Annotated in this window: 11 protein-coding genes; 9 read left to right on the forward strand and 2 right to left on the reverse strand. The window is 63.1% G+C overall.

All coding sequences use genetic code 11. From position 1 onward, the window contains the following. Positions 1-6: 6 nt before the first annotated feature. The 4 genes from KBY73_RS12015 (at position 7) to rlmN (ending at position 7,354) form a co-directional block, all read left to right on the forward strand. A complete protein-coding gene (locus KBY73_RS12015; RefSeq protein WP_254937333.1) occupies positions 7-1,911 on the forward strand; it encodes a DNA-directed RNA polymerase subunit gamma in 1,905 nt (634 codons plus the stop codon). Positions 1,912-1,981: 70 nt separating this feature from the next. Beyond that, positions 1,982-6,097: a DNA-directed RNA polymerase subunit beta' gene (locus KBY73_RS12020; RefSeq protein WP_254937334.1), complete on the forward strand. Its 4,116-nt coding sequence runs from the start codon at positions 1,982-1,984 to the stop codon at positions 6,095-6,097. Beyond that, positions 6,090-6,263 carry a chlorophyll a/b-binding protein gene (locus KBY73_RS12025; protein WP_254937335.1) on the forward strand — a complete coding sequence of 58 codons (174 nt, stop codon included), beginning with the start codon at positions 6,090-6,092 and terminating at the stop codon, positions 6,261-6,263. The genes KBY73_RS12020 and KBY73_RS12025 overlap by 8 nt, the downstream gene beginning before the upstream one ends. A 41-nt stretch (positions 6,264-6,304) precedes the next feature. Then, positions 6,305-7,354, forward strand: coding sequence for a 23S rRNA (adenine(2503)-C(2))-methyltransferase RlmN (gene rlmN / locus KBY73_RS12030; RefSeq protein WP_254937514.1), 1,050 nt, complete (start codon positions 6,305-6,307; stop codon positions 7,352-7,354). A 12-nt stretch (positions 7,355-7,366) separates the two neighbouring features. Here the strand turns inward: rlmN and KBY73_RS12035 are convergent, their stop codons facing one another. After that, positions 7,367-8,638, reverse strand: a complete 1,272-nt coding sequence (locus tag KBY73_RS12035) for an AmpG family muropeptide MFS transporter (protein ID WP_254937336.1) — start codon at positions 8,636-8,638, stop codon at positions 7,367-7,369. Between the two features lie 67 nt (positions 8,639-8,705). Between KBY73_RS12035 and KBY73_RS12040 the strand changes: the two genes are divergently transcribed. The 5 genes from KBY73_RS12040 (at position 8,706) to KBY73_RS12060 (ending at position 10,781) form a co-directional block, all read left to right on the forward strand. After that, the gene (locus KBY73_RS12040) at positions 8,706-8,831 is read left to right on the forward strand and encodes a hypothetical protein (RefSeq protein ID WP_254931229.1); all 126 of its coding nucleotides are present in this window, start codon (positions 8,706-8,708) and stop codon (positions 8,829-8,831) included. 111 nt (positions 8,832-8,942) lie between these two features. Continuing rightward, positions 8,943-9,698: a HEAT repeat domain-containing protein gene (locus KBY73_RS12045; RefSeq protein ID WP_254937515.1), complete on the forward strand. Its 756-nt coding sequence runs from the start codon at positions 8,943-8,945 to the stop codon at positions 9,696-9,698. A gap of 50 nt (positions 9,699-9,748) precedes the next feature. Beyond that, complete coding sequence (locus KBY73_RS12050) at positions 9,749-9,952, forward strand: DUF2997 domain-containing protein (RefSeq protein WP_254937337.1); 204 nt, start codon at positions 9,749-9,751, stop codon at positions 9,950-9,952. Positions 9,953-9,975: 23 nt separating this feature from the next. Further along, on the forward strand, positions 9,976-10,365 hold the full coding sequence (locus KBY73_RS12055; RefSeq protein ID WP_254937338.1) for a DUF1257 domain-containing protein: 390 nt from the start codon (positions 9,976-9,978) through the stop codon (positions 10,363-10,365). Between the two features lie 20 nt (positions 10,366-10,385). Further along, positions 10,386-10,781, forward strand: a complete 396-nt coding sequence (locus tag KBY73_RS12060; protein WP_254937339.1) for a ferredoxin — start codon at positions 10,386-10,388, stop codon at positions 10,779-10,781. Here KBY73_RS12060 and rsmG read toward each other — a convergent pair. Continuing rightward, a complete protein-coding gene (gene rsmG / locus KBY73_RS12065; RefSeq protein ID WP_254937340.1) occupies positions 10,747-11,496 on the reverse strand; it encodes a 16S rRNA (guanine(527)-N(7))-methyltransferase RsmG in 750 nt (249 codons plus the stop codon). The two genes, KBY73_RS12060 and rsmG, sit on opposite strands and share 35 nt — an antisense overlap. Positions 11,497-11,527 lie beyond the last annotated feature (31 nt).

Genomic DNA, 11,527 nt, shown 5'->3' on the forward strand with positions numbered 1-11,527 from the left:
AAGCCGATGTCCAACAGCAACCTCCGCACCGAAAACCACTTCGACTACGTCAAGATCACCTTGGCGTCGCCTGAGCGGATCATGCAGTGGGGGCAGCGCACGCTGCCCAACGGTCAAGTGGTGGGTGAGGTAACCAAGCCCGAAACCATCAACTACCGCACGCTGAAGCCCGAGATGGACGGGCTCTTCTGCGAGAAGATCTTTGGCCCGTCCAAGGACTGGGAGTGCCACTGCGGCAAGTACAAACGGGTGCGTCACCGCGGCATCGTCTGCGAGCGCTGTGGTGTGGAGGTGACGGAGAGCCGGGTGCGCCGCCACCGCATGGGTTTCATCAAGCTTGCTGCCCCCGTATCCCACGTTTGGTATCTCAAGGGCATTCCCAGCTACGTAGCGATCCTGCTCGACATGCCCCTGCGGGATGTGGAGCAGATTGTTTACTTCAACTGCTATGTGGTGCTCGATCCGGGCGACCACAAGGACCTCACCTACAAGCAACTTCTTACGGAAGATGAGTGGCTGGAGATCGAGGACCAGATCTACGCCGAGGATTCGGATATTGAGAATGAGCCCGTGGTGGGAATCGGCGCCGAGGCGTTGAAGCAACTGCTGGAAGATCTTGAACTCAACGAGACCGCCGAGCAGCTGCGTGGGGACATTGCCGCCAGCAAGGGGCAAAAGCGCGCCAAGCTGATCAAGCGCCTGCGCGTGATCGACAACTTCATCGCCACTGGTGCCCGTCCCGACTGGATGGTGCTCGATGTGATCCCGGTGATTCCGCCCGACCTGCGCCCGATGGTGCAGCTCGATGGCGGTCGCTTCGCCACCTCAGACCTCAACGACCTCTACCGCCGCGTCATCAACCGCAACAACCGGTTGGCCCGTTTGCAGGAGATCCTGGCTCCTGAAATCATCGTTCGCAACGAGAAGCGGATGCTGCAGGAGGCGGTAGACGCCCTAATCGACAACGGCCGCCGCGGCCGCACCGTGGTGGGCGCCAACAACCGAGCTCTGAAGTCACTGAGCGACATCATTGAGGGCAAGCAGGGCCGCTTCCGTCAAAACCTGCTTGGCAAGCGGGTCGACTACTCCGGTCGTTCCGTGATCGTGGTGGGTCCGAAGCTGAAGATGCACCAGTGCGGCCTACCTAAGGAGATGGCGATCGAGCTATTCCAGCCGTTCGTGATCCACCGCCTGATTCGCCAGAACATCGTCAACAACATCAAGGCCGCTAAGAAGTTGATTCAGCGCGCCGATGATGAAGTGATGCAGGTGCTTCAGGAGGTGATCGAAGGTCACCCGATCCTGCTGAACCGAGCTCCGACCCTGCACCGTCTTGGCATCCAGGCCTTTGAGCCGAAACTGGTTGATGGTCGCGCCATCCAGCTACACCCGCTGGTGTGTCCGGCCTTTAACGCTGACTTTGACGGTGACCAGATGGCCGTGCACGTGCCGCTGGCGATCGAAGCTCAAACTGAGGCCCGCATGTTGATGCTGGCCAGCAACAACATTCTTTCGCCAGCTACTGGCGAGCCGATCATCACCCCGTCCCAGGACATGGTTCTTGGCGCTTACTACCTCACGGCCGAAAAGCCTGGAGCCATCAAGCCTGAATTTGGCGACCGGGCCAAGACCTTCGCCAACCTCGACGATGTGATCGATGCCTTTGAGGAGAAGCACCTTCACCTCCACGATTGGATCTGGGTGCGTTTCAACGGCGAGGTGGAGAACGACGACGAGGACAAGCAGCCCCAAAAAGAAGAAACCCTCAGCGACGGCACTCGCATCGAGCAGTGGCTCTTCCGCCGCGATCGCTTTGATGAAGATGGCGCCCTAATCAGCCGTTACCTGCTCACCACCGTGGGCCGCGTCGTGATCAACCACACGATCATCGACGCCGTGGCTGCGACCTGACGGCCGTTCCGGATTCAAGGTTCCGGGTTTCCGTTTTCCTTCCTCTTACGTCTATTAACTGCGCGCAGCCATGACAGCCACACCCGCTAAGAAAACCACCAAGAAGAGCGCCAAGAAGGCCGCCGAGGCAGCCGCTCTGGAAATTGCTGCTGCTGCAGCACTGAAGGCGAGCAAGGCGCTTAGCAAGCAGGCGCCACCCTTCCGCAACCGCATCATCGACAAGAAGGCCCTGCGCAATCTGGTCGCTTGGGCCTACAAGCACCACGGCACGGCTGCTACGGCCTCCATGGCTGATGAGCTAAAGGATCTCGGCTTCCACTACGCCACCCAGGCCGCCGTTTCGATCTCCGTCGATGACCTGCGCATTCCTGGTGACAAAGCTGCGCTGCTGGCTGAAGCCGAGGAGCAGATCACTGAAACCGAAGAGCGCTACCGGCTCGGCGAGATCACCGAGGTTGAGCGTCACACCAAGGTGATCGACACCTGGACCGAAACCAACGAACGTCTCGTGGCTGCGGTGCGCCGCAACTTCAACGAGAACGATCCACTCAATTCGGTTTGGATGATGGCCAACTCCGGCGCCCGGGGCAACATGTCCCAGGTGCGCCAGCTGGTGGGCATGCGCGGCTTGATGGCCAACCCCCAAGGGGAAATCATCGACTTGCCGATTCGCACCAACTTCCGCGAGGGTCTGACGGTCACCGAATACGTGATCTCCTCCTACGGCGCCCGCAAGGGTCTGGTGGACACCGCCCTGCGTACAGCCGACTCCGGCTACCTCACCCGTCGCTTGGTAGACGTAGCCCAGGACGTGATCGTGCGGGAAGACGACTGCGGTACAACCCGCAGCATTCCAATCGATGCCGATGAGAAAGGCAGGTTTGGTTCCAGGTTGATCGGCCGCCTTGCAGCCGAGCCCGTGGTTGCAGAGGACGGCGAAATCATTGTTGATCGCGACGGTGAGATCGACCCGATCCTGGCGCGCCGGATCGAGGCAGGAGGTGTGAAAACGGTGAAGGTGCGTTCGCCGCTCACCTGCGAGGCCTCCCGCTCGGTGTGTCGTAAGTGCTACGGCTGGGCCCTAGCCCACAACCAGTTGGTTGACCTCGGTGAAGCCGTCGGCATCGTTGCTGCCCAGTCGATCGGTGAACCCGGCACCCAGCTCACGATGCGGACCTTCCACACCGGTGGTGTGTCCACGGCCGAAACCGGCGTGGTCCGCTCCTTGGTGGATGGCACCGTTGAATTCGGGCCCAAGGCTCGGGTGCGCCCCTTCCGCACCCCCCACGGTGTGGAGGCCCAGCTAGCCGAAACAGACTTCACCCTCAGCGTTAAGCCCACGGGTAAGGGCAAGCTGCAGAAGCTCGACATCATCAATGGCTCGATCCTGTTTGTCGCCGATGGCGACACCGTGCCTGGAGACACGATCCTGGCCCAGATCGCCGCTGGCGTGACAGTTAAAAAGAGCGTTGAGAAGGCCACCAAGGACGTGATCTGCGATCTGGCCGGTCAGGTGCGCTACGAGGATGCGATCCAGCCCAAGGAGGTCACCGACCGCCAGGGCAACATCACCCTCAAGGCCCAGCGCCTGGGCCGGATGTGGGTGTTCAGCGGTGACGTTTACAACCTGCCCCCCAATGCCCTGCCCGTGGTGGGTGGCAACAAGGCCGTCACCACCGGCGAAGTGCTGGCCGAAAGCCGCCTGGTGAGCGAGTACGGCGGCGCCGTGCGCCTGCGCGATAGCGCCGGTGACTCCCGCGAGGTACAGATTGTCACCGCCAGCCTCACCCTCAAAGACTGCAAGTTGGTTGGTGAATCCACCCACTCTGGCGAGATCTGGCACCTCGAGGGCAAGGACAACATTCGCTACCGCCTCAATACCGCCCCGGGCAGCAAGATCGCCAACGGTGAGGTGATCGCTGAGCTCGCCGACGATCGCTTCCGCACCCAGACCGGTGGCACCGTCAAGTTTGCCCCTGGTTTGTCGATCAAGAAAGCCCGTAGCGCCAAGAATGGCTACGAGGTGAGCAAGGGCGGCACCCTGCTGTGGATTCCCCAGGAAACCCACGAGATCAACAAGGACATCTCCCTGTTGATGATTGAGGACGGCCAGTGGATTGAGGCCGGCACCGAGGTGGTGAAGGACATCTTCAGCCAGACCGCAGGCATCGTCACGGTGACCCAGAAGAATGACATTCTTCGGGAAATCATTGTGCGCTCAGGCACTCTCCACCTGGTCTCCGACAGCAAAACCATCAGCAAATTTGCTGACGGCAAGATGGTTACTCCTGGCGAGGAGATCGCCAAGGGTCTTAAGGCAGAGGCGATTCTGTTTGTGGAAGCAGTTGAAACCCCCGACGGTGGGGCCCTGCTGCTGCGTCCGGTTGAGGAGTACGCCATTCCAGATGCTGCCCACCTGCCCGAATTGGGCGCGGTTAAGCAGTCTGGCGGACCCTCTTTGAATCTCAAGGCCACCCAGCGCTTGGCCTTTAAGGACGGCGAGCTGATCAAGAGCGTCGATGGTGTGGAGCTGCTGCGCACCCAGCTGATCCTGGAAACCATCGACACCACTCCCCAGATGACGGTGGATGTGGAAGCGGTGTCTGATAAGCGGGCTAAGACGATCGAGCGCCTGCAGCTGACGATTTTGGAAACCCTGCTGGTGCGTCGCGACACCCTCTCCGATGCCAGCCACGGCTCCACCCACACCGATCTCCAGGTGGAAGACGGCATTGCGGTGAAGCGCGGCGATGTGGTGGCCACCACCCAGATCCTCTGCAAGGAGGATGGAGTGGTTCAGCTGCCTGATCTGGTCGATGGCGAGCCGATTCGCCGTTTGATCGTCGAGCGCGACGGCGACACCCGCAACATCGAGCTTGGTTCGGCTAAGTGTGAGGTTGGGGTTGAGCAGCGCATCGTCGATGGCGACCGGCTGGCGGAAGGGGTCGAAGCCCCCTGCTGCGGTCAGGTGGAAGCCATCAACGGCAGCACCCTCACTATTCGCCTCGGTCGCCCCTATATGGTTTCGCCCGACTCCGTGCTGCACGTGCGCGATGGGGAGTTGGTGCAGCGCGGTGACGCCCTGGCCCTGCTGGTGTTCGAACGTCAAAAGACAGGCGACATCGTGCAGGGTCTGCCCCGTATTGAGGAGCTGCTGGAGGCCCGCCGTCCGCGGGAATCCACAATTCTCTGCCGCAAGAGTGGCACCGTGCAGATCAAGCAGGGTGATGACGATGACTCCATAACCGTCTCGGTTATCGAGCACGACGATGCCATCACCGAGTACCCAATCCTGTTGGGTCGCAACGTGATGGTGAGTGATGGCCAGCAAGTGCATGCCGGTGAATCGCTCACCGACGGCCCGATCAATCCCCACGAGTTGCTTGAGTGCTTCTTCGAAGATCTGCGCAGCCGTAAGCCCACCATGGAGGCGGCCCAGGAAGCCATCTCCAAGCTGCAGTTCCGGATGGTCACGGAGGTGCAGAACGTCTACAAGAGCCAGGGAGTTGCGATTAGCGACAAGCACATCGAAGTGATCGTGCGCCAGATGACCAGCAAGGTGCGCATCGAGGATGCTGGGGATACCACCCTGCTGCCCGGTGAGCTAATCGAGTTGCGTCAAGTGGAGCAGGTCAATAGCGCCATGGCAATCACCGGTGGCGCACCCGCCGAGTTCACACCAGTGCTGCTGGGTATCACCAAGGCCTCGCTCAACACCGACAGTTTCATCTCGGCTGCCTCCTTCCAGGAGACCACCCGGGTGCTGACTGAAGCTGCCATCGAGGGCAAGAGCGACTGGCTGCGCGGTCTCAAGGAGAACGTGATCATCGGCCGCTTGATCCCTGCTGGTACTGGCTTCAGCGGCTTCGAAGAGGAGCTGCGGGCTGAGGCGGGCCCCCATCCCGACATCCTCGAGGAGGAGGCCATGGGCTATCGCCGCATGCAGAACCTGCGTCCCGACTACACCGTCGAGATGCCGGCTCCAGCGGCGTCGATGGCCGTGCTGGATGATCCCTCCGATGCGGATCTGGAGGCAACTCGCAGCCGCCATGGCATCGAAGCAAGCGTCAGCGGCACGGCAGCCTTTACCCGACCATCCGTTGAGGAGGGGCTGGAGGAGGAGCTGATCGCTGATCCCGCTGCCCTCGAGGGTCTGCAGGAAGAGGGGCTCCTCACCGATGAGTAATTCCGCCCGCACCAGCCTGAACACGCCGGTGCCCCAGCGCCGGTTGCCCCGCTTTGGCTTCCACGCCCACACCGAGCTGCTCAATGGCCGCATGGCCATGCTGGGTTTTATTGCCCTGCTGGTGGCGGAATGGAAGCTGGGCCACGGCTTGCTGACCTGGCCTTGAGCACATCGCCCGCTGCGCCGCTAGCCACTCCCCTGCTGGGGATGGGTTTGGCGGCCTTGGAGCAGTGGGCCGTTAGCCATGGTCAAGCCGCCTTCCGCGGCCGCCAGCTGCACGATTGGCTTTACGCCAAGGGAGCTCGCAGCCTCGACCAGGTGACTGTGCTTCCCAAGTTTTTCCGGGATCAGCTAACCACCCAGCCCCCCATTGATGCCGGCGACTGGATTGGTCGCTCGCGGGAGTTGCACCGCAGCGTCGCCCGCGATGGCACCACAAAATTATTGCTGGGTACCCACGACGGCCTCAGTATCGAGACCGTGGGCATCCCCGCCGAAGGCAGGCTCACGGTGTGTGTGAGCAGCCAGGTGGGCTGCCCGATGGCCTGTCGCTTTTGCGCCACCGGTAAAGGGGGGCTGCAGCGCTCCCTGGCGGTGCACGAGATCGTCGATCAGGTGCTGAGCGTGCGTGAGGTGATGGACCAGCGCCCCAGCCACGTGGTGTTTATGGGTATGGGTGAGCCCCTGCTCAACAGCGAGGCGGTGCTGGCAGCGATCGATTGCCTCTGCACTGATCTGGGTATGGCCCAGCGCCAGATCACGGTGAGCACTGTGGGGGTGCCCAAAAGCCTGCCAACCTTGGCGGAGCAGGCCCTAGAGCGGCTGGGCCGGGCCCAGTTCACCTTGGCGGTCAGCCTGCATGCCCCGGACCAGCGCCTGCGGGAGGAGCTGATCCCCACGGCCCATGCCTATCCCCTAGAAGCGTTGCTGGCCGATTGCCGCCACTACGTTGAGCTCACCGGCCGGCGGGTCAGCTTTGAATACATCCTGCTGGGCGGCCTAAACGACCAGCCCCGCCATGCCGAGGCCCTTGCGCGGCTCCTGCGCGGCTTCCAGAGCCATGTGAATCTGATCCCCTACAACCCGATCGCCGAGGAGGAATTCCAGCGTCCAGCGCCTGGCGCGGTGGAGGCGTTTCGACAGGCCCTGATCGATCGCCACGTGGCTGTGAGTGTGCGGGCCAGCCGCGGCCTCGATGCCGATGCCGCCTGCGGCCAACTGCGTCGCCGGCTCGAGGGCAGCCTGGAGCCGGCTTAAGCCAGAGCTCGATCAGGTGGCGTCGCGGTTGGGATCGAAGGCGCCGCGTGCTTCCTGTTCCCCCCAGGGGGTGAGCTGCAGCATCAGTAGAAAAGCCGGTATGGCGGCAGCGGCCGTAGCCAGGAAAAACATGGGCCAGCCCACGTTGCCCGCCACCACGCCGGCCGGGGCTGACAGCAGCGAGCGGCTGAGGGCATAGATGCCAGAAAGCAGGGCGTACTGGGTGGCCGAAAAGCGTGGGTTGCAGAGGCTCATCAGCAGCGCCACAAACACCGCGCCCACCATGCCTCCGCTCAGGTTCTCCAGGCTCACGGCGGCGATCAGCCCGCCGAAGCCCCAATTGAATTGGGCTAGGGCCCAGTAGGTGAGGTTGCCGCAGACGCCGGCGATGGCGAACAGCCACAGGGAGCGGTTCATGCCGATCCGGGCAAACAGCACGCCGCCAATCACGGTGCCGGCCATGGTGGCGGCAATCGCCCAGCCCCCCTGCACCAAGCCGATCTGGGCATCGCTGAACCCCTGCAATTTCAGGAAGGGGATGGCCATGGCGTTCAGCAGGCCATCGGGCCAGCGGTAGAGCAGCACCAGCAGCAGCAACTGCCAGGCCCGGTTTGGTCCCGCCCGGAACAAGAACTCCCGCGTTGGACCAAGCACCGCCTGCCGCAGGCTCGTGACCGGGTGTTGCACCGGTTGCAGGGCCGGGGCCCAGATCGTGATCGGCACTACGGCCGCCAGCAGAGCTGCGGCGGCAAGGAAGGCGGCCGGCCAGCCAAAGCGATCAGCCAGCAGGAATCCACCGGCACCCACCGCGAGCATGGCTGCCCGGTAGCCGAGGGTGGCTCCGGCAGCACCTGGCCCCCGCTCCACTTCGGGCAGGAGGTCGGTGCGGTATGCATCGACAGCGATGTCCTGGGTGGCACTGCAGACGGCCAGCACCAGGGCCGCGATGCCGATGGCGGTGAGGCTGGCTGGATTAGTGCTGGGTTGCAGCAGCGCCATCGCCGCAATCACGGGCACCAGAATTAGCTGCATCAGCAGCAGCCAGCCGCGGCGCCGATCGGGCCAGGCGATCGGCCAGCGATCTAAAAGCGGCGCCCAGAAAAGTTTGAGGGTGTAGGGCAGCTCAGCCAGTGGGATCAGGCCGATCAGGGCAAGAGGAACGCCGCTAGCGGTGAGCCAGCCCTGCAGCAACTTGCTGCCAACCATCAGCGGGGTGCCGCTGGCTACTCCCTCGGCGGTCACAGCTGTTAGACGCCGCCAGCTGCCGGAACTCTTATCTGCCATCACGTGGGCTTTAATCGGCGAACCCTAGGGGCGATGATGGAAGCCAGCACTCGAAAACGCTCCGGCCGTGCAATTTTTTCGCTCCACCCTGCTGCCGGCCGCGATTGTGGTGTTGTTTGGTCTGGCCCTGTTTGCCGTGAGCGCCCGCATCTGGTTGCCAGGTGACATGGCAGCCCCCGCCCCGATTGGCTGAGTCAACGTTGTGAGCGTTTCTCCCCAGTCCGATCAGCCATCCGGTGGGGCGAGTCCCTTCGGTGACGGTCCCTTCGGTGCCAGCCCTCAAGAGCTGTACCTCGACCCCGAGATGCTGGCTCAGGAGCTGGCAGAGGAGCTGCGCGGTGATCCGCTCGACGACCTTGATAGCAGTGATCCAACGGCCAGTGATGTGGCGGCCGAGTGCGATCTGGGCTTGGTGTTGTTGCGGGGCGAGGCAGGGGGAAGCAGCCATGAGCAGTGCATGCAGGGGTTGCGCATTTTTTGTGAACACCGCGATCCCCGGGCCCTGCCCCTGCTGCTGCCGCTGCTGACGGTGAGCTGTCCAATCCTGCGGATGAGTGCGGTCTACGCCTTGGGCCGCAACCCCAGTCCCCAGGCGGTTGAGCCCCTGCTGGGCCTGCTGGTCTCAGATGACAACGGCTACGTGCGCAAGGCCGTGGCCTGGAGCTTGGGCAACTACCCCGACGCTCCCATCCTTAATCCCCTAATTCGCTCCCTGCAGGTGGATATCTCCGCGGTGCGCCTCTGGGCTGCCAGCTCCCTGGCTGAGGCGGGCTGCACCGGGCCGGCAAAGGCCGATCCGGCTGCGGCCCAGCTGTTGCTCAGCCTGCGCATCGACAGTGAGCCGGCGGTGCGCAGCAACAGCGCTTGGGCTCTCGGTCGCCTCTACGGCGAGCTGGTGGAGCCCCGGCAGCAGCTGGTGGTTGAGTCGCTGTTGAACGCCATGCTCAACGATTTCGAATCCGGGGTGCGCGATGAGGCCCGGCTGGCCCTTGAGCAGCTCGAACAGCCGGAGGTGTTGGAGCGTCTGCAGACGCTGGTGGAGGAGGGGTTGCTCAGCTGACCAGGCGCAGGATTTCCTGGTTAACATCCGCAAAGCTCTCAGGCAATGGGATGGATCAGCTCACCATCCGCTATCGAATCCACCCCGATGGGCGCGTCGAGGAGCTGGTGGAAGGGCTGAATGGCATGGCGTGCGAACAGCTCACTGAGCGCATTGAGGCCAGGCTTGGAGTTGTGCAGCAGCGCCGGTCAACGGCTGAGGCCTTTCTCTGCCAGCAGCAGGCCCAGCAAAGCCAGGTCCAGTCTCTCTCCTGAACCAATTACTTCTCCTTAAATCGATGTCGCACTTCAGCACCATCAAGACCGAGCTCCGTGATTGCCAGTCCTTGCTCGAGGCGCTTGAGGATCTGGGCCACGCCCCAAGGCAGGGAAGCTTGATGGTGCGCGGTTATCGCGGCCAAACCGTGGAGGCCCAGCTGGCTGTGGTTCAGGCCAATGGCGCTGATATCGGTTTTCGCTTCAATCCTGAGACCGGTAGCTATGAGCTCGTGACCGATCTCGACCTCTGGAATCAGGCCGTGCCGGTGGAGCGCTTCCTGGCCCAGCTCAATCAGCGATATGCCCTGCGCAGCATCCTGGCCGCCACTGCTGAGGAGGGTTTCCAGGTGAGCGAGCAAGCCCAGCAGCAAGACGGCAGCATTGAATTGGTTGTTACCCGTTGGGCCTAGATCCGGCAGCTCACCCCGGCATGGTTGATCCCTCCCTGGCGTTCACCGCCACGGCCCTTTCCCCCGATTCACGGCGTAGTGGTCACGAACCACTGCTGGGCGGAGCTTTGGGTCAGAAGGCTGTCTGGGTTGACGAGGCTGTCTGCATTGGCTGTCGCTACTGCGCCCACGTGGCCGTCAACACCTTTGCGGTTGAACCCCACTGGGGCCGCTCCCGGGCGATTCGCCAAGACGGCGACTCCACCGAGCTGATACAGGAGGCGATCGATACCTGTCCCGTTGATTGCATCCATTGGGTTGCTTATGAGCAGTTGCCCGAGTTGCAGCAGCAGCTAGACGGCCAGGAAATTCTTCCCCTTGGTGTGCCTTCGCCGGTGCGGCTCAAGCGCACGTTGCCGCGCCCAGGGGCTGCTTAGCCGGCAGCCCCACGGCCCTGGGATAGGTGCGCGGGCAGGGGGCCAGCGGTTTAACCACCAGGGCGTGGCGGCTACCCCGGCCACTAGGTAATTCCCTGGCCAGGCATTGATCGATGCCAGCCTTCAGGGGGATAAGGGCGGCGTTGAGGTCCCGTTGGTCATCGGCTGACCACTGGCCGCGATAAAGCAGGGCTCGCCCCTGGGGTTGCAGCAGCGGCACCAGGTATTCGGCCACCACCGGCGCGCTGGCCACGGCCCGGGCCAGGGCCCAGTCGAACTGGCCCCGACAGGCCTGCTGCTGGCCGGTGCGCTCGATCCGTTCGCAGCGCAGCTGCACCCTCTCCCCAAGCCCTAGCGCTGCGGCCATGGCCTGCACCGCCTCCACCTTGCGCCCCACCGAATCCACCAGGGTCAACTGGGCCTGGGGAAAGGCGATCGCTAGCGCCAGGCCGGGGAAGCCACCGCCGGTGCCCACATCGATCAGCCGCAGCGGTGCCTGGGCTGCCCCCGATTGCAGTAGGGGCACCAGGGGCCAGAGGCTGTCAAACACCTGGGCTATCCAGAAGTCGTCGTCCTCCACCAGCCGGGTCAAGTTGAGCTTGCTGTTCCATTGGCGCAGCTGCTCCTGCAGGTCGCCCAGCGACTTTTCTTGGGCTGGGCTGGGCTGCCAGCCGAGCTCCTGCCAGAGGGCATTGCCGGTGAGGGTGCGAGCCATCCAGCTTGGCGACGGGTTTCTGATCTCTAGG

Origin of the sequence: Cyanobium sp. Tous-M-B4, from assembly GCF_024345395.1 — a bacterium.
Taxonomy (GTDB): domain Bacteria; phylum Cyanobacteriota; class Cyanobacteriia; order PCC-6307; family Cyanobiaceae; genus Cyanobium_A.

Bases quoted from the DNA above. Each gene is read 5' to 3' on its own strand.
- KBY73_RS12015 (WP_254937333.1), top strand. From the start codon at position 7: ATGTCCAACAGCAACCTCCGCACCGAAAACCACTTCGACTACGTCAAG.
- KBY73_RS12020 (WP_254937334.1), top strand. From the start codon at position 1,982: ATGACAGCCACACCCGCTAAGAAAACCACCAAGAAGAGCGCCAAGAAG.
- KBY73_RS12025 (WP_254937335.1), top strand. From the start codon at position 6,090: ATGAGTAATTCCGCCCGCACCAGCCTGAACACGCCGGTGCCCCAGCGC.
- rlmN (WP_254937514.1), top strand. From the start codon at position 6,305: ATGGGTTTGGCGGCCTTGGAGCAGTGGGCCGTTAGCCATGGTCAAGCC.
- KBY73_RS12035 (WP_254937336.1), bottom strand. From the start codon at position 8,638: ATGGCAGATAAGAGTTCCGGCAGCTGGCGGCGTCTAACAGCTGTGACC.
- KBY73_RS12045 (WP_254937515.1), top strand. From the start codon at position 8,943: ATGCTGGCTCAGGAGCTGGCAGAGGAGCTGCGCGGTGATCCGCTCGAC.
- KBY73_RS12050 (WP_254937337.1), top strand. From the start codon at position 9,749: ATGGATCAGCTCACCATCCGCTATCGAATCCACCCCGATGGGCGCGTC.
- KBY73_RS12055 (WP_254937338.1), top strand. From the start codon at position 9,976: ATGTCGCACTTCAGCACCATCAAGACCGAGCTCCGTGATTGCCAGTCC.
- KBY73_RS12060 (WP_254937339.1), top strand. From the start codon at position 10,386: ATGGTTGATCCCTCCCTGGCGTTCACCGCCACGGCCCTTTCCCCCGAT.
- rsmG (WP_254937340.1), bottom strand. From the start codon at position 11,496: ATGGCTCGCACCCTCACCGGCAATGCCCTCTGGCAGGAGCTCGGCTGG.